At 65.4% G+C, this 16,672-nt stretch carries 16 protein-coding genes; 11 read left to right on the forward strand and 5 right to left on the reverse strand.

Going from position 1 to position 16,672, the window contains the following annotated elements; translation table 11 throughout:
- Positions 1-39: 39 nt before the first annotated feature.
- From B4383_RS19630 to B4383_RS19640, 3 genes are all read right to left on the reverse strand, one after another.
- On the reverse strand, positions 40-372 hold the full coding sequence (locus B4383_RS19630; protein WP_078292871.1) for a hypothetical protein: 333 nt from the start codon (positions 370-372) through the stop codon (positions 40-42).
- A gap of 121 nt (positions 373-493) precedes the next feature.
- Positions 494-715 carry a PspC domain-containing protein gene (locus B4383_RS19635; RefSeq protein ID WP_078292872.1) on the reverse strand — a complete coding sequence of 74 codons (222 nt, stop codon included), beginning with the start codon at positions 713-715 and terminating at the stop codon, positions 494-496.
- A gap of 36 nt (positions 716-751) precedes the next feature.
- The gene (locus tag B4383_RS19640) at positions 752-1,075 is read right to left on the reverse strand and encodes a hypothetical protein (RefSeq protein ID WP_078292873.1); all 324 of its coding nucleotides are present in this window, start codon (positions 1,073-1,075) and stop codon (positions 752-754) included.
- 121 nt (positions 1,076-1,196) lie between these two features.
- Between B4383_RS19640 and B4383_RS19645 the strand changes: the two genes are divergently transcribed.
- The 4 genes from B4383_RS19645 to B4383_RS19660 all read left to right on the forward strand — a co-directional run bounded on the left by B4383_RS19645 (position 1,197) and on the right by B4383_RS19660 (position 6,072).
- On the forward strand, positions 1,197-3,461 hold the full coding sequence (locus B4383_RS19645; RefSeq protein WP_078292874.1) for a carbon starvation CstA family protein: 2,265 nt from the start codon (positions 1,197-1,199) through the stop codon (positions 3,459-3,461).
- A complete protein-coding gene (locus tag B4383_RS19650) occupies positions 3,458-3,637 on the forward strand; it encodes a YbdD/YjiX family protein (RefSeq protein WP_078292875.1) in 180 nt (59 codons plus the stop codon). Before B4383_RS19645 ends, B4383_RS19650 begins: the two co-directional genes overlap by 4 nt.
- Before the next feature lie 62 nt (positions 3,638-3,699).
- Positions 3,700-4,635: a DUF6542 domain-containing protein gene (locus tag B4383_RS19655; protein ID WP_217697279.1), complete on the forward strand. Its 936-nt coding sequence runs from the start codon at positions 3,700-3,702 to the stop codon at positions 4,633-4,635.
- A gap of 144 nt (positions 4,636-4,779) precedes the next feature.
- Complete coding sequence (locus B4383_RS19660; protein WP_078292877.1) at positions 4,780-6,072, forward strand: hypothetical protein; 1,293 nt, start codon at positions 4,780-4,782, stop codon at positions 6,070-6,072.
- Positions 6,073-6,250: 178 nt separating this feature from the next.
- On the opposite strand, the gene B4383_RS19665 is transcribed toward B4383_RS19660, so the two are convergent.
- The gene (locus B4383_RS19665) at positions 6,251-7,249 is read right to left on the reverse strand and encodes a 4-hydroxy-3-methylbut-2-enyl diphosphate reductase (protein WP_078292878.1); all 999 of its coding nucleotides are present in this window, start codon (positions 7,247-7,249) and stop codon (positions 6,251-6,253) included.
- 60 nt (positions 7,250-7,309) lie between these two features.
- Here B4383_RS19665 and B4383_RS19670 point away from each other — a divergent pair, with 60 nt between their 5' ends.
- The 5 genes from B4383_RS19670 to B4383_RS19690 all read left to right on the forward strand — a co-directional run bounded on the left by B4383_RS19670 (position 7,310) and on the right by B4383_RS19690 (position 13,532).
- On the forward strand, positions 7,310-7,999 hold the full coding sequence (locus B4383_RS19670; RefSeq protein WP_078292879.1) for a lipid droplet-associated protein: 690 nt from the start codon (positions 7,310-7,312) through the stop codon (positions 7,997-7,999).
- Positions 7,992-9,224 carry an exodeoxyribonuclease VII large subunit gene (gene xseA / locus B4383_RS19675; RefSeq protein WP_078292880.1) on the forward strand — a complete coding sequence of 411 codons (1,233 nt, stop codon included), beginning with the start codon at positions 7,992-7,994 and terminating at the stop codon, positions 9,222-9,224. Before B4383_RS19670 ends, xseA begins: the two co-directional genes overlap by 8 nt.
- Positions 9,221-9,415, forward strand: coding sequence for an exodeoxyribonuclease VII small subunit (locus B4383_RS19680; RefSeq protein ID WP_078292881.1), 195 nt, complete (start codon positions 9,221-9,223; stop codon positions 9,413-9,415). Before xseA ends, B4383_RS19680 begins: the two co-directional genes overlap by 4 nt.
- Before the next feature lie 29 nt (positions 9,416-9,444).
- Positions 9,445-10,527, forward strand: a complete 1,083-nt coding sequence (locus B4383_RS19685; protein WP_078292882.1) for an alanine racemase — start codon at positions 9,445-9,447, stop codon at positions 10,525-10,527.
- 608 nt (positions 10,528-11,135) lie between these two features.
- Positions 11,136-13,532 carry a heavy metal translocating P-type ATPase gene (locus B4383_RS19690; protein WP_078292883.1) on the forward strand — a complete coding sequence of 799 codons (2,397 nt, stop codon included), beginning with the start codon at positions 11,136-11,138 and terminating at the stop codon, positions 13,530-13,532.
- Here the strand turns inward: B4383_RS19690 and B4383_RS19695 are convergent.
- Positions 13,505-14,077 carry a DUF4245 domain-containing protein gene (locus tag B4383_RS19695; protein WP_078292963.1) on the reverse strand — a complete coding sequence of 191 codons (573 nt, stop codon included), beginning with the start codon at positions 14,075-14,077 and terminating at the stop codon, positions 13,505-13,507. The two genes, B4383_RS19690 and B4383_RS19695, sit on opposite strands and share 28 nt — an antisense overlap.
- A 127-nt stretch (positions 14,078-14,204) precedes the next feature.
- Here B4383_RS19695 and glpX point away from each other — a divergent pair, with 127 nt between their 5' ends.
- Together glpX and B4383_RS19705 are read left to right on the forward strand one after the other, a co-directional pair.
- Positions 14,205-15,233 (forward strand): class II fructose-bisphosphatase, encoded by a 1,029-nt coding sequence (gene glpX, locus B4383_RS19700; protein WP_078292884.1) that lies wholly within the window; start codon positions 14,205-14,207, stop codon positions 15,231-15,233.
- 29 nt (positions 15,234-15,262) lie between these two features.
- Complete coding sequence (locus B4383_RS19705) at positions 15,263-16,666, forward strand: class II fumarate hydratase (RefSeq protein WP_078292885.1); 1,404 nt, start codon at positions 15,263-15,265, stop codon at positions 16,664-16,666.
- Positions 16,667-16,672 lie beyond the last annotated feature (6 nt).

Consider the following 16,672-nt stretch of genomic DNA (forward strand, 5'->3'; position numbering starts at 1 on the left):
CGCGGCATGACTGATATGAGGTCGGGTTAGCCGACCCCGTCAGCACCGATTCACACAGCCTTTGAGCAGCAGCACCCGGCCGCCTCGAGCGATAATTCGTTGCGACACAGGCGATCCACGTGTCGCCGTGAACAGCAAGAAAACCACCACGAACGCCAACACCAGCAGCATGGCCCCCGCGGGGATACCCCGGCACATCTTGGCAATCTGCACGACCTGCGCGAAGGCATCTACCTGGGGCTCGTGCGCCGGCGAGGCATTCGCCCCATCTTCATCGACAGCGTGCACCGTCGACACTGATCCGGCCTCGGCCATGACACTTCCCGGGTTCACCCCGACGAAGCACAGCACCGCCGCCACGAGGACCAGCACGGTAACCCTTAGGGGGTAATCGTATGGCCTCATGAGCGCACACTAGCTCACGATTTGCCCCCATGCCGATACCTATACACCCGGTGGTTACGAAAAATTAACTTAACGCCCGTCGCCGGGCTCACTGCTCCCGCGGAATGAGGGCCCACAACACCAGGTAGGCCAGCACCTGCGGTCCTGGAAGCAGGATAGACGCGACCGTGAGCACCCGGACGATGGTCACGTCCCATCCAAAGCGCTGGGCGATTGCCGCGCACACCCCGCCGATCATCTTCCCGGTCTGGGGACGTCGCAGTGCAGTAGTCATGTCATCACCGTAGGCCACCGAAACACCGTGGCGCATCAGGGAAGTCCCTGATCTTTTCCCGGTCTTCGCGGCTCAGCATGCCAGGTCCACGTAATAGGTTCCATGATCCAGGATCTTGGTGGGAACCGATTGGGAATCGGCTCCGACAGCCCGCTCGTACACGTACACCGACGGCCCCTGCCGCACCCGGGCTACCGTGCAGTCCTCGAGCGGCCGGTTCCCCGTTCGGTTCAGGATGACGTAATTACCTTGCTCCTCAAGGGAACTGATCACGGTTTCGGCGTCTCCGTAGCCCTGCGGCCCCGCGTGCGCAACGGCCGCCAGCGCCACCGCCGCAATCGGGAGAACCACCATCATGGCGTCCAAAGCCGTTGCAAACCACGCTGTTTTGGTCACCCCTCGACGCTATGAATCAAGATCACGAGACGCATCAGGGATGGCCCCGATCTTTCCCTGATCTTGAACAGACGGTCGATGTACTAGGGGGCCCGGCGGCGGGGCACCTAAGGTAACCCGCATGGCCTCAGATGCGGCGCAAGACCTGACTCCCCCGCCCGGCGTCGAGCTGCTGCACACCGATCCCGACCTCCCGCCCGTCGGCGTCGTCGATAACCGGGCGCCCTCATCCGCATCGCGTGTGGTGCTGGTGTTGGTGGCGCTGCTGGGAGCCTTCGCCTGGACGATGATCGCGCTGCTGCGCGGGGAGCACGTCAACGCCGTCTGGTTCGTCGTCGCCGCGATCTGCACCTACCTCATCGCCTACCGGTTCTACGCCAAGCTGATTGAACGCAAACTCGTCAGGCCACGCGATGACCGCGCCACCCCCGCGGAGGCACTCGATAACGGTAAGGACTTCGTCCCCACCGACCGGCGGGTGCTGTTCGGTCACCATTTCGCCGCCATCGCCGGAGCCGGCCCCCTGGTGGGTCCGGTGCTGGCCGCCCAGATGGGGTATCTGCCCGGAATCATCTGGATCGTCGTCGGCGTCGTTCTTGCCGGGGCCGTTCAGGACTACCTGGTGCTGGTGATCTCGACCCGGCGCGGCGGTCGCAGTCTGGGCCAGATGGCGCGCGACGAGATGGGAACCGTCGGCGGAGTCGCGGCGATGGTGGCGATTTTCGTCATCATGATCATCCTGATCGCGGTGCTGGGCCTGGTGGTGGTCAACGCCCTCGGGGAAAGCCCCTGGGGCGTGTTCTCGATCGCGATGACCATCCCCATCGCGCTGTTCATGGGTGTGTACCTGCGCTATCTGCGACCCGGGAAGGTCACCGAGGTCACCGTCATCGGCGTGGCGCTCCTGCTCGCCGCCATCATCTCCGGCCGCTGGGTCGCCGAATCGGGCTGGGGCGAAACACTGTTCAGCCTCGACAAGACCACCATCGCCTGGCTGATGATGTTCTACGGATTCGCCGCATCGGTGCTGCCGGTGTGGCTGCTCCTTGCTCCCCGCGACTACCTGTCGACCTTCATGAAGGTCGGGACCATCGCGATGCTGGCTGTCGGCATCCTGATCGCCCGACCGGTGGCGCAACTGCCGGCGGTCAGCGAGTTCGCCTTCAACAGCTCGGGGCCAGCCTTCGCCGGATCGCTGTTCCCCTTCCTGTTCATCACCATCGCTTGCGGGGCGCTGTCGGGCTTTCACTCACTGATCGCCTCCGGCACCACTCCCAAGCTGCTGCAGAAGGAGAGCCAGGCCCGCTTCATCGGATACGGCGGCATGCTCACGGAATCCTTCGTCGCCGTCATGGCATTGGTCACCGCGGCGATCCTCAACCAGCACTTGTACTTTGCGATCAACGCCCCCACCGCGGTAACCGGCGGTACCGCGGAGACCGCGGCCGCCTACGTCAACGCGCTGCCGATCGGCGGGCCGGACATCACCGGCGCTCAGCTGACCCAAACCGCCAAGGACATCGGCGAGACATCGATCGTCTCGCGCACGGGCGGTGCCCCCACCCTGGCCATCGGAATCTCGCACGTCATGTCGGATGTATTCGGCGGCAGCGGTTTCAAGGCCTTCTGGTACCACTTCGCGATCATGTTCGAGGCGCTGTTCATCCTCACCACCGTCGACGCCGGTACCCGGGTCGCCCGGTTCATGTTGTCGGACTCCCTGGGGAACCTGGGTGGGCCGCTACGCCGCTTCAAGGACGCCTCCTGGCGCGCCGGGGCGTGGATCTGCTCGGCAATCGTCGTCGGTGGCTGGGGTTCGATCCTGCTGATGGGTGTCACCGATCCCCTGGGCGGTATCAACACCCTGTTCCCACTGTTCGGCATCGCCAACCAGCTGCTGGCCGCGATCGCGCTGACGGTGGTGCTCACGGTCACCGTCAAACAGCGGCTCTACACATGGGCGTGGATTCCGGGCATCCCGCTGGCCTGGGACCTGACCGTCACCATGACCGCGTCCTGGCAGAAGATCTTCTCCCCAGACCCGGCGGTGGGCTACTTCACACAGCACCGGCTCTACGCGGCGGCCCGCGACGCGGGTTTGACGACGTTCAAGACCGCCAAGACACCCGAAGCCATCGACGCCGTGATTCGCAACACGTTGGTTCAGGGGACGCTGTCGGTTGTCTTCGCGTCGTTGGTGCTGGTCGTCGTCGCGGCCGGCGCCTGGACATGTCTGCGCGCGGTCCGGTCCGGAGGTCTGCCCGTAACGGAAGATCCGGCAGCGCCTTCCAGACTCTTCGCACCCAGCGGCTTCCTGCCCACCGATGTGGAAAAGGAAGTCGAAAAACAATGGGCAGCGCGTGAACTCGCCGAGGCCAGAACATGAAGGTGATCAACGGGCTGGTGTGGTGGTTCACCTCCCTCATGGGCGACCACGACTACCAGCGGTACGTCGAGCACCTGCGGCGCCGCCACCCAGGCCATGCGGTGCCCACCGAAGCCGAGTTTTGGCGCGCGCGGTACGCCGACGCCGACGCGAATCCCTCTGCGCGATGCTGCTGACACAAGCGCGCTGACGGGCACCGTTACCGAACTTCCGGCTCGGCACCGGTACCTTTCAACATGTGACAGGTCAACGCGCCCGCTCATCGGTGGAAGCCGATCACCGGTCGGCGCACCCCGATATTCCGGGTGTGCCATGGTGGGGCGCCATCCTGATTGCGGTCGCTGGTACCGCTCTTGGTTTTGCGATTGACGCGATGACCAATGGCGAGAAGCTGACCGGCGCGTTTGCCGGATGCTATGCGGCGGGATGTGTCGTGGCGGTCTTCGCGGTGCGGTATTCATCGATTTTCACCGCCGTCGTACAGCCGCCGCTCATCCTGTTCGCGAGCATCCCCCTGGCCTACATGGTCATGTCGCAGGCACCGCTGTCCGGCGGAAAGTCGACGGCGATCACCATCGGGTACCCGCTGATCGAACGTTTTCCGCTGATGATCAGTACGGCGCTGGGCGTGCTGATCATCGGGGTGGTGCGCTGGTACTGGGGGATTTTCACCGGCAGGCCCACCAAGGAAAAGGCGGTCAAGCCCGCCAGGACGAAGACCACCAAGGCGACCAAGCCGAGGTCTTCCGCGCGCACCCGGGTGCAGGCGCTGGTGGATGCCGACGCCGATGCAACCGGTAGGGCTGCGGGAAGTACCACGCGGACCCGCCGCCCCCGCGCTGATGAGGCCGCCGCACGCACACGCCACGGACGGCATGAATCCGGAGTCCGTCGCCGTCCTCCACTCGATTCCGAGCCTGTCTCAGGGCGGACCTCGGCGGTGGGCACACCGTGGGAGGACGAGCGCCCGATGCGGACCGAACGCCGTCCCGCGCGTCGGGCCCGCGACGAATATGACGAGTACGGATACGAACCGCGGCCCCGCTACCGGGAGCCTCTGGCGGAACCCACGCGCGAACCGCACCGCCCGGCTGTCAGGTACAGAGACGAACGCCCGCCAGCGCCACGGCGTCGTCAGGACCGATACGACGACGCCTGGGACTACGACCGCTAGCTGTGGTGTTCCACCACGTTGGTTACACGGCTCGGCGCAAGATCGATCCTGGTTCCGGGCATCCCGGGGCGGCCGTTGCACCTGTCGTTCGATGACCTCACCGCGTAACCAACGTGGTGGAACATCACAGCTAGGGTGACCGGTATGAGTGTGCCCGATCGACTCGCCGATCTCTCGCAACGGATCACCACGCTGACCGGGCTAACTCTCACTCGCGCGCAGGCGATGTCGGTGGTCAGTCGTGCTTTCGAGCATCAGGTAGATCTCGATGACGACGGGCAGCTGCGCGCACTGGTCGCAGGACTGGCGTCGCCTGCGACTGTCAGTGGACCGCCAGTGCCCGACCCGCAGCCGGAGCAGCCCACAGGACCTGGGAACGATACCTTCGGAATCGCGCAACCTGCGGTGTCTTACTCGCCGGCGCAGGCCGAAATACCGCGACTGGACCCATCTTCCCAGCCGTCGTCACCGTCGGGCGCCACTGCGAAAACCATGGCGGTGCTTGCGTTGCTCGGCGGTATCGTCAATCTCGCCTCTGCTGTATTGCTGGTCGCCGCTGGTAGCTATCTGTCCGACCAGGACACGATGCCCGGCTGGTACCACGCCACAACGTACGCGATTGCCGCGTGCGGGTTCGTCGCGGCCGGGGCGCTGCTCGCGGGCGGTGTGATGACCTTCAAACGCCAGCGGTTCGGACCGCGCATCGTGGCGACAGCCTGCGTGTTGGGTATCGCCGTGTTCTTCGGCGACCTAGCCGCGACACTCACCGCGGCCCATGACACATCCGCCACGGGAATCAGCACGTCACCCATCCATTACCTGGCGAGCCTGATCATGCCGGTCGCGACGTTGGTGTTGGCGCTGCTGCCGTCCACCACGTGGTGGGTAATCCACGGCGCGGCGGTGCCGCCTAACCCGCCGACCGCGATCGCCTCCGCACCGGGAAATCGTCGAACGCGGTGGGCGATCATCGCCGGTGCCGCGGTACTGGTCGTCGCTGTGGCCGGCACCGTCACCTACGTCGTGACGCAACGCAACTCGAATGCATCGGATCATTGCGACAAAGCGGTCGCCGTCGTCGAGGACGTGGCGCGCTTCGAATTCGAGTTCACCGGGCGCATCGATCAGGCGCTGCCAGCACTCAAAGAACGCCTGTCGCCCGAGCAGTACAGAGAGTTTGAACCTCGATTCGAAGCCTTCAGCTCAATTTCCGGCAAGGATCAGGTCACCACGCACCTCAGTGGCCTGACCAGCAAGCTGATCGAGTGTTCCGGCACCACCGCCCATGTCGAATCACGGTTCACGGTGGAATCGTCATCGCCTGCTTCACCTGCACCGCAGAATCAGCCCGTGACCCAGGACGCCACCCTCGAATACCAGAAGGACCAGGACCGGTGGATCGTCACCAAGTTCGACACCCGTCAGTCGCCGCGCTGACGGGGCGAGACCTGCCTCAGGCCACGGCACACATGCTCGGCTACCTGCCGGCAACGAGCACGCCGGAATCGCCGCGAGACAGAGCCGGAACCGACGTCGGCAAGTGAAGAACAGTGCGACTTAACGCTTTTCGCGTGAGTCAGTCCGTGTAACCAATGTCATGGAATAGCACAGCTAGCTAGCGACGTGCCGCCCGCAGCTCACGCGGCAGCGAGAACACCAGCGTTTCGTTGGCCGTGGTGACCGGCTGCACCTCGCCGTAGCCGTACTCCGCGAGCCGATCCAGGACACCGCGCACCAGTACTTCCGGTACCGAAGCACCCGAGGTGACCCCGACCGTCGTCACATCCTGAAGCCAGGCCGGGTCGATGTCTTCGGCGTAATCAACCAGGTACGAGGCGTGCGAACCCGCGCCAAGGGCAACCTCGACCAGACGCACCGAGTTCGACGAGTTGCGCGAACCGACAACGATTACGAGTTCACATTCGGGAGCCATCGCCTTCACCGCGACCTGACGGTTCTGGGTGGCGTAGCAGATGTCGTCGCTCGGCGGGTCCTGCAGCGTCGGGAATCGCTCGCGCAGGCGCTGGACCGTCTCCATGGTCTCGTCCACGCTCAGCGTCGTCTGGGACAGCCAGATGACCTTGTTCTCGTCGCGCACGGTGACCTTGTCCACCGAACCGGGACCGTCCACCAACTGCACGTGATCGGGAGCCTCACCGGCGGTGCCGACGACCTCCTCATGCCCCTCGTGACCGATGAGCAGGATGTCGTAGTCGTCGCGCGCGAAACGCTTGGCTTCCTGGTGCACCTTGGTGACCAGCGGGCAGGTGGCGTCGATGGTCTTCAAGTTGCGCGCCGCGGCGTCCACGTGGACGGTCGGAGCCACGCCGTGAGCGGAGAACACCACGATCGCACCCTCGGGGACCTGGTCGGTCTCGTCGACGAAGATCGCCCCAGCCTTGGCCAGCGTGTCCACCACGTAGCGGTTGTGCACGATTTCGTGACGGACGTAGACGGGGGCGCCGTGTTTCTCCAGCGCACGCTCCACGGTCTCGACCGCACGATCGACACCCGCGCAGTAGCCGCGCGGCTCAGCCAGCAGCACTCGCTTGCTCGTCGCCGGGCCGACGACGGCGCTCACCATCCCCGGAGTGCCCATATCGACTGCAGCCATGCTCACCAGCTTACGGCCCAGCCTTTCGCTGCACGACCGATGTAAGGCAAGCTTGGACCCATGATTCGTCCTCCGTTTGGCGTCCGGTTGCTTCTTGGGGTCGCCGCTACCGTTCTCGAAGAGACCCGCAAGCTGCCGCAGGCGGTACTGACCTATCCCATGACGGCCGCCAGCCAGACCGTCCAGAACTTCATGCGGTTCCAGCAGACAGTCACGGAATTGGCCATCAAGGGCGACGAGACCTGGGAAAACATCTTCCCGCCCACCGATGAGCAGCCGGAGTGGGCAACGTTCGACGAGGACCTCGACGAGCTGGACGCACCCGAACCCGACGAGACGCAGGCCAACGCCGTCTACGAGGACGCTGCCGAGCGGATGACACAGGGACGGTTTGCGCTGTACTCCTCGGAGCCCACGGAGCCGTCGGCTCCCGAACCCGCGGCGGCGCCGACGGCCGAGGCCGAGCCGGAGGTCGCTCAGGCCGCACCGCGCAAGGCGCCGGTGAAGAAGGCCGCCGCCAAAAAGGCGGCACCGGCGGCGTCCCCCGAACCCGCGGATACGAACGCCCCCGACGTCGTCGTCGAGCTGGGCTACCACGACCTGACGCTGGCTCAGCTGCGGGCGCGGTTGCAGTCGCTGTCGGTGAGTGAGCTCGAAGAGCTGCTGACCTACGAAGACGCTCACAAGGCACGAGCGCCGTATCAGACCCTGCTCGCGAACAGGATCACCCGCGCCGCTGCCCGTGGCTGATCCGGGTACCAGCCCCGAAAACCCCTGGCCGGTCCGGGCTGTCGCCACCCGGGTAGCCAAGTGGATCGACCGCCTGGGTCAGGTGTGGGTGGAAGGCCAGCTGACACAGATCGACGTCCGGCCCGGCAGCAAGACCGTGTTCATGGTGCTGCGCGACCCGGCCGCCGACATGTCGCTGACCGTGACATGCCCGCCCGACATGGTGCGCAACGCGCCGGTCAAGCTGACCGAAGGCACCCAGGTGGTGGTGTGCGGTAAGCCCACTTTCTATACGGTTCGTGGATCATTCTCGTTGCGGCTCAGCGAGATTCGTGCGGTAGGCATCGGCGAGCTGCTGGCCCGAATCGAGCGGCTGCGCCAGCTGCTGGCCGCCGAGGGATTGTTCGATGCCCGGCTGAAGCGCCCGGTTCCGTTTCTGCCTGCGCGCATCGGGCTGATCACGGGCCGCGCGAGCGCCGCCGAGCATGATGTGACGTCCGTGGCCTTGGCACGTTGGCCCGCAGTGCAATTCGCGGTCCGCAACACCCCGGTACAGGGCCCCCACGCGGTGGCCGAAATCGTGGCGGCGCTGCAAGCTCTGGACGCCGACCCCTCGGTGGATGTGATCGTGCTGGCCCGCGGCGGTGGCAGCGTGGAGGATCTGCTGCCGTTCTCCGATGAGACGCTGTGCCGCGCGATTTCGGCCTGCCGCACCCCGGTGGTGAGCGCCGTGGGGCATGAGCCGGACAACCCGTTGTCCGATCTGGTGGCAGACCTGCGCGCGGCAACACCCACCGATGCGGCCAAAAAGCTGGTGCCTGATGCGGCCGCCGAGCAGGCGCTGATCCTGGACTTACGGCGACGTTCGGCTCAGGCGTTGCGCAACTGGGTGCAGCGCGAGCAGCGCGGATTGGACCAAGTGCGCAGCCGGCCGGTGCTGGCCGACCCGCTCCGCATGGTGGCGGTGCGCCACGACGAAATCAGCATTGCCCGAACAGCATTGCGCCGCGATATGAAGCGGCTGGTGGAATCCGAAACCCAACGGGTGGGCCACCTGTCGGCGCAGCTGGCCACGCTCGGACCGGCCGCCACTCTGGCCCGCGGGTATTCGGTCGTGCAACGCGTACGCGACGATGGCACCGTGGAGGTTCTGCGCACGGTGGCCGACGCGCCCGCCGGGGCATCGCTGCGTGTGCGCGTTTCCGATGGTGCCGTGACCGCGACCGTGACAGGAGAATCGTCATGACCAACCCCGCCGAGCTCGGCTACGAGCAGGCGCGCGCTGAGCTGATCGACGTCGTGCAGCAGCTCGAACAGGGCGGGCTGGATCTGGACACGTCGCTAGCCCTCTGGGAGCGCGGCGAGGCACTGGCCAAACGCTGCGAGGAGCATCTGGCAGGCGCCCGTAAGCGCATCGAAGACGCGTTGGATTCCTGACCTGCACCGGCCTCCGTTAGTGTCACAGCATGTCTGACACGACGGCACACGACGGACTGGACAGTCTCGACACTCCTTTCCTGGCTGTCGATTTGGCAGTGATGGACCGCAACATCGAACGGCTCGCCGGACGCCTCCGCGGCACCGGGGTCCGGCTGCGGCCACATGCCAAAAGCCACAAATGCTTGGAAATCGCGCAGCGCCAGATCGACAGTGGAGCGATTGGCCTGACCGTCGCCACAATCGGCGAGGCCGAGGTCTTCGCCGAGGCGGGATTCACCGACCTGTTCATCGCCTACCCGCTGTGGCTCACCCCGCAGAAGGCACATCGGCTGCGCCAGGTCGCCACCCGCGCGCAGCTCCGGGTGGCGGCGGATTCCGTTGAGGGTGCCCGGCAGTTGGCTGCGCACCTTGGCGACCTGCCCATCACCGTTGTCGTGGAGATCGATTCCGGGCATCACCGCACCGGGGTGGCCCCGGCCGAAGCCGGTGCGGTGGCGGCAGCGGCGCGCTCGGCCGGGCTGAACGTTGTGGGTGTCTTCACATTCCCGGGACACGGCTACACCCCGGGACAACGTGCGGAGGTCGCCGCGCAGGAATCACAGGCACTGGACGCGGCCGCCGACAGCCTGCGCGCAGAGGGGATCGAACCTTCCGTGCGCAGCGGCGGCTCCACCCCCACCGTCGACTCCACCGACAACACCGTGCTGACCGAGGTGAGGCCCGGCGTCTACCCGTTCAACGACGCACAGCAGTTCGAGTTGGACGTCTGCACGCTCGGCGACATCGCGCTCAGTGCCGTCACCACCGTGGTGCACACCCGGGGCAGGACCGCGATCGTGGATGCGGGCAGCAAGATCCTGGGCGGCGACCGGCCGGGTTGGGCCACTGGTTTCGGACGCCTGATCGACGATCCTGATGCCCGCATCGTGGCACTGTCCGAGCACCACGCGACCATCGAGTTCCCCGGCGCCGCACCATCTCCCGGCACCCGCCTGCGGATCGCGCCGAATCATTTGTGCAACGCCGTAAATCTGGTCGACTCGCTGGTCATTGATGCGGCGGACGGCCCGCGGCACTGGGCGGTGGCGGCGCGGGGCGCTAACGCCTAAAGCGGCAGCAGAAGGCCGATTTGACCCTCGTGCGTTTACGGGCGTGGGCCAGGAACAGCCGGTGCCATCGACGGCCCACCATGGCCGTTCGGCCCCATCATCTGGCCGGTTCCGGAGTGTTGACACCCACGCCAGTTCCCATGCCCCGAGTAATACCCACCCATGAAGAACCCTGAAAAGAAGAGCACCGCAGCGACAAACACGGCGCAGGTCACAATTCCTGCCCAGGCTGCGATCTGAAGAACACCGCCCGATGGCCCACTACTCGCTGAGAGCGTGGAAGTATGTCCGGGTACCACCCCAGATTCGTCTTGTTCACCCATGTTCCTATCGCCTTTCTTGAGGTGCCACCAGGCGGGATGCCTCACTCAAGAATCTTCTTGTAGTCCTGTGGATTCGATAGCCAAAGGTCCTCATTGACGTCCCCATCGGATGACAAGTTGCGCCACTGCATCGAGGACTTTGTCCCCTTAGCCTGAACGCAACTCCGGACGAGACTTTCCATTGTCGTAACCGACGCCGACGGGCATCAGGTGCATCCAACGCGTGGCCCGAGGCGCGAGATGTGCTTGGGAGCTTGCAATGGTCGCGATCACGGTCGCACGCAGATGATCTCGAATGATGTCGAGCGGGCGTCCATCACCCATGATCCGGGTACCGCTGGGCAGTCACGCCGGCGTCTGCTGGTCGAGCCGATGTTGGTGGCACTCACCCTCGGTACTTTGACGGTCGGCGGTATCGCGTGGCTTGCCGGATGGCACGAAATCGCCGACCGGTGCTGGATCGCGAGCACATCGCTGGCCATCGTGCCCGCTGTCGCATGGATGGTGACAGCGCTACGACGCGGGCGAACAGGTATTGATCTGATCGCGGTGCTCTCGCTGGCGGGCACCCTCTGGGTGCACGAATATCTAGCAGGCGCCCTTATCGCCGTGATGCTCGCCGGTGGACGTGCGCTGGAGGCGGCGGCATCTCGGCGTGCCACCCATGATCTACGTGTGCTGCTGGAGCGGGCACCCCGCTTCGCGCGACGTCGAATCGGTACTCACGTCAGCACAATTCCGCTGGACGAAGTCGTCGTGGACGACCTGATAGTCGTAGGTCCTGGCGAGGTGGTACCCGTCGACGGCAGAATTATTGATGTCGTTGCGATGCTTGATGAATCAGCCCTTACGGGTGAGTCGCTGCAGATTGAGCGGAAGGTCGGGGAACCGGTACGCAGCGGCGTGGTCAATGCTGGGAGCGCCTTTGAGTTGCGCGCTACCGCAACCGCCGAAGACAGCACCTACGCCGACATCGTGCGCTTGGCGCGTCAGGCAGATGCCGAGAGCGCCCCGGTTGTGCGAATGGCCGACCGCTACGCCGCCTGGTTCCTCCCCCTTGCGCTCCTACTCGCGGGAGGAGCCTGGCTCGCCAGCGGATCTGCCGTACGCGCCGTCGCGGTGTTGGTGGTGGCGACGCCGTGCCCACTGCTGTTAGCAGCACCAGTCGCGATTGTTTCCGGCATGTCGCGAGCCTCACGAAGAGGAGTGATTATCCGCAGTGGCGCCGCCTTGGAAAACCTCGGGCAGGCAACCACTTTGCTCATGGACAAAACCGGCACAGTGACAATGGGCCGCCCGGTGGTAACAGACGTGTTCACGGCTCCGGGCCGAGATGTGGCCGAGATACTCGTACTCGCCGCTTCGGTGGATCAGTTGTCGTCGCACGTGCTGGCGGTTGCGATCGTGACCGAGGCGACCAGGCGACGCCTGCGATTGTCGCTGCCGAAGGATGTACTCGAGGAGCCGGGTGTCGGAGTCATCGCAACCATCGGCACCCAACGGGTAGCCGTCGGAAAACTATATCCCAGCGCCGAATCAGGCACCTGGACAAGCGAAGTGGTCAACAAAGCCAGCCTGGATGGTGCGGCCATCGCGTGGGTAAGTGTAGAAGGACAACCCATTGGCGCCGTGCTACTGCGAGACCCGTTGCGCCGTCATGCCTCTCGGACAATGCGGCGACTACGCACCGCAGGCATCCAGCGCTTGGTAATGCTGACCGGCGATCGTTCCGAACCCGCGCGTGAGGTTGCAGCTGCGTTGGGACTCGACGATGTGTACGCCCAGCAGACCCCGGCCGACAAGGTCGCGGCGGTGCGCACCGAACGACGGCGCGCGGTCACCGTGATGGTGGGGGATGGAATCAACGACGCGCCAGCTCTGGCCGCAGCGACGGTAGGCGTCGCCATGGGGGCTCGAGGTAGCACAGCCTCGTCCGAGGCCGCAGATGTCGTCCTCACCACCGACCGTGTCGATCGACTAGCTGACGCGATGGATATTGCACGGTGGTCACGACACATCGCGGTGCAGAGCGCTGTTGCCGGAATGAGCCTCTCACTTCTTGCGATGACGATTGCTGCTCTCGGTTGGTTGCCTCCAGCGGCGGGAGCACTGCTCCAAGAAGGTATCGATGTCGCAGTAATCGTCAATGCACTGCGGGCCCTACGGGCAGACCCAGCCGTCACCGTCAGTCTGCCCGCCGCGACCGAGGCGATGTTGCACCGTTTTTCCATCGAGCACGACCAATTACGCGACGCCCTCGGCCTGCTGCGGGATGTCGCCGACAAACTCACCAGCGGCGCGGATGAGACCACGCTGTCCTCGCTCACCGCTGTGCACAGGCTGTTGTCCGATCGGATCCTCCCCCATGAGCACGCCGAAGAGGTCGAGCTGTATCCCGCGCTGGCGCGTCCGCTGGGCAACAGTGAGGCCACAGCCACCATGAGCCGAGCCCACGCAGAGATCCAGCGACTGGCTGATCGCGTGGGTACGCACGTTGCCCTCGCGCAGGCCGCCGGTGCTATCCGGGCAGATCAAGTCAACGACCTCTTGACATGCCTCTACGGGTTATATGCGCTGCTGCGACTGCACTTCGTTCAAGAGGAGGAGAACTACTTCGTCCTTGCCGACGACGAGACCTCGACCACGACCGAGCCTCAGCGCGGCAGCGGCTTGGCCGTCTGAACCGCGCGGGCGACGGTCTGGAAGGCCTCGGTGTTACCGGCCCCGGTGACGGCGACGGTCACCGTGTTGTCCAGCCGGGTAACCCACAGCGGCTCGGTACCTTCGCCGCCCTCGTACGCGATCCAACGCACACCGGCTACATCCTCGGGTCCGCGTGGCGCGAGTGCACTGTTCAGCTTGGGGACGAGCTTCTCCTCGGGGGCGCCGCTTTGCACCACCGCCATGTAGGCACCTGATGGGCTCAGGTATCCCACCCGGGTCAGCGGAATTCCCTCGACACTGTCTCGCCCCCCGGAATTCGCCCGCCAGCCCTCGGGCAGCGACGGCTCCCGGACCGGGAACGAGAACTGCCGGGCGTCGGCCTGCAGCGCGGCGTGCGCGTCATAGGAGGGCGGGTCGCCGGCTGTCGGGCCGTTGGGAGTGAAGGAGCACATTCCCAACAAGCCGGCCAGCACGATGCACGCGACCACCAGCGGAGCCATCGACCAGAACATGTCGCGGCCATCTTGGAATAGCCGCGGCTTGGCCGGCCGGGGTGCGGGCACAGCGATGCGATCGTCGGGTCCGGAATCCTGGTCCGGATCTGGTGCACCTCCCACGCCCCCATCCTTGCAGGCGCCGCTTGATGCTCTTCGCGCAAGCGGCTCATCGCGCCATGAAACAATGCAACCCATGAGCCCGTCGCGCAGAGAAGCCCCGGACCGCAACCTGGCATTAGAGCTGGTCAGAGTTACCGAGGCGGGTGCCATGGCCGCGGGTCGATGGGTAGGCCGCGGCGAGAAGGAAAAGGGCGACGGCGCCGCCGTCGACGCCATGCGTGAGTTGGTCAACTCCGTTTCCATGCGCGGTGTGGTCGTCATCGGCGAGGGCGAGAAGGACAACGCTCCCATGCTCTATAACGGCGAGGACGTCGGCAACGGCGACGGCCCCGACTGCGATTTCGCCGTGGATCCGGTGGACGGCACCACCCTGATGAGCAAGGGCATGCCGAACGCAATCTCCGTGCTCGCGGTCTCCGAGCGTGGCACCATGTTCGACCCGTCGGCCGTCTTCTACATGGAGAAGATCGCCGTCGGCCCCGACGCCGCCGATGTCATCGACATCACCGCACCGGTCTCGGAGAACATCAAGCGCGTCGCGAAGGTGCGCAACTGTTCGGTGTCCGATATCACCGTCTGCATCTTGGACCGGCCCCGCCACGGCGAGCTCATCCAGGACGTGCGTGATACCGGCGCCCGCATCCGCCTCATTTCCGACGGCGACGTGGCCGGCGCCATCTCGACGGCCCGGCCCAACTCGGGCACCGACATGCTGCTCGGTATCGGCGGCACCCCCGAGGGCATCATCGCCGCTGCCGCCATGCGCTGCATGGGCGGCGCCATCCACGGCAAGCTCGCGCCGCGCGATGACGAGGAACGCCAGAAGGCCATCGACGCCGGCTACGACCTGGACCAGATCCTCACCACCGAAGACCTGGTATCCGGCGAGAACGTCTTCTTCTGCGCGACCGGCGTCACCGACGGCGACCTGCTGCAGGGTGTCCGATACTTCGGCGGCGGCTGCACCACACAGTCCATCGTGATGCGCTCCAAGTCCGGCACCGTCCGGATGATCGAGGCGTACCACCGCCTTACCAAGCTCCGCGAATACTCCGCGGTCGACTTCACCGGCGACGACGACGCCACCCATCCCCTCCCCTGATCACTCCCTCATCGACGAGAAGGAATTTCATGACTGACCAGCCAGGGCAGCAGTACCGCATCGAGCACGACACCATGGGCGAGGTTCGCGTGCCCGTGGAAGCACTGTGGCGCGCGCAGACACAGCGCGCCGTCGAAAACTTCCCCATCTCGGGGCGTGGCCTGGAGCGCACACAGATCCGTGCGCTCGGCCTACTGAAGGGCGCCTGCGCCCAGGTCAACAAGGACCTGGGCCTGCTCGCGCCGGAGAAGGCCGACGCCATCATCGCCGCGGCACAGGAAATCGCCGACGGCAAGCATGACGACCAGTTCCCCATCGACGTGTTCCAGACCGGTTCAGGCACCAGCTCGAACATGAACGCCAACGAGGTGATCGCCTCGATCGCCGCAATAGGTGGCACCACTGTTCACCCCAATGACGACGTGAACATGTCACAGTCCTCCAACGACACCTTCCCGACGGCCACTCACCTGGCCGCGACCGAAGCCGCTGCGCGCGACCTGATTCCGGCGCTGGAGTACCTGCAGCAGGCGCTGGCCACCAAGGCCAAGGCGTGGAAGACCGTGGTGAAGTCCGGCCGCACGCACCTGATGGATGCGGTGCCGGTGACTCTCGGCCAGGAGTTCGGTGGTTACGCCCGCCAGATCGAGGCCGGCATCGAGCGGGTCAAGGCCACCCTGCCCCGCCTGGGCGAGCTGCCCATCGGTGGCACCGCCGTCGGCACGGGCCTGAACGCCCCCGACGGCTTCGGTTCGAAAGTTGTTGAGGTACTGAAGAAGTCGACGGGCCTCTCGGAACTGAAGACGGCCACGGACTCGTTCGAGGCGCAGGCCGCGCGCGACGGGCTGGTCGAGGCTTCCGGCGCACTGAAGACCATCGCAGCCTCGCTGACCAAGATCGCCAACGACATTCGCTGGATGGGTTCGGGCCCGCTGACCGGTCTGGGCGAGCTCCAGCTCCCCGATCTGCAGCCCGGCAGCTCGATCATGCCCGGCAAGGTGAACCCGGTGCTGCCCGAGGCGGTCACCCAGGTGGCCGCACAGGTGATCGGTAACGACGCCGCCATCACCGTGGGCGGACTGTCCGGCGCCTTCGAGCTCAACGTGTATATCCCGGTCATGGCCCGCAACCTGCTGGAGTCATTCACGCTGCTGGCCAACGTGTCTCGCCTCTTCGTCGACAAGTGCGTGGACGGCCTGATCGCCAACGAGGACCACCTGCGGACGCTGGCGGAATCCTCTCCGTCGATCGTCACCCCGCTGAACTCTGCCATCGGCTACGAGGAGGCGGCGGCCGTGGCCAAGGAAGCACTCAAGCAGCGCAAGACGATTCGCCAAACCGTCATCGACCGCGGCCTCATCGGCGACAAGCTGAGCATCGAAGAGCTGGACAAGCGCCTGGACGTGCTCGCCATGGCGAAGGTGAAAGATTAATTAAGG

Source organism: Mycobacterium sp. D16R24, assembly GCF_002013385.1.
Classification (GTDB): Bacteria; Actinomycetota; Actinomycetes; order Mycobacteriales; family Mycobacteriaceae; genus Mycobacterium.

Excerpts from the sequence above, each read along its gene's own strand:
- B4383_RS19635 (WP_078292872.1), bottom strand. The coding sequence starts at position 715 with ATGCGCCACGGTGTTTCGGTGGCCTACGGTGATGACATGACTACTGCA.
- B4383_RS19645 (WP_078292874.1), top strand. The coding sequence starts at position 1,197 with ATGGCCTCAGATGCGGCGCAAGACCTGACTCCCCCGCCCGGCGTCGAG.
- B4383_RS19650 (WP_078292875.1), top strand. The coding sequence starts at position 3,458 with ATGAAGGTGATCAACGGGCTGGTGTGGTGGTTCACCTCCCTCATGGGC.
- B4383_RS19660 (WP_078292877.1), top strand. The coding sequence starts at position 4,780 with ATGAGTGTGCCCGATCGACTCGCCGATCTCTCGCAACGGATCACCACG.
- B4383_RS19665 (WP_078292878.1), bottom strand. The coding sequence starts at position 7,249 with ATGGCTGCAGTCGATATGGGCACTCCGGGGATGGTGAGCGCCGTCGTC.
- B4383_RS19670 (WP_078292879.1), top strand. The coding sequence starts at position 7,310 with ATGATTCGTCCTCCGTTTGGCGTCCGGTTGCTTCTTGGGGTCGCCGCT.
- B4383_RS19680 (WP_078292881.1), top strand. The coding sequence starts at position 9,221 with ATGACCAACCCCGCCGAGCTCGGCTACGAGCAGGCGCGCGCTGAGCTG.
- B4383_RS19685 (WP_078292882.1), top strand. The coding sequence starts at position 9,445 with ATGTCTGACACGACGGCACACGACGGACTGGACAGTCTCGACACTCCT.
- B4383_RS19690 (WP_078292883.1), top strand. The coding sequence starts at position 11,136 with ATGATCTCGAATGATGTCGAGCGGGCGTCCATCACCCATGATCCGGGT.
- glpX (WP_078292884.1), top strand. The coding sequence starts at position 14,205 with ATGAGCCCGTCGCGCAGAGAAGCCCCGGACCGCAACCTGGCATTAGAG.
- B4383_RS19705 (WP_078292885.1), top strand. The coding sequence starts at position 15,263 with ATGACTGACCAGCCAGGGCAGCAGTACCGCATCGAGCACGACACCATG.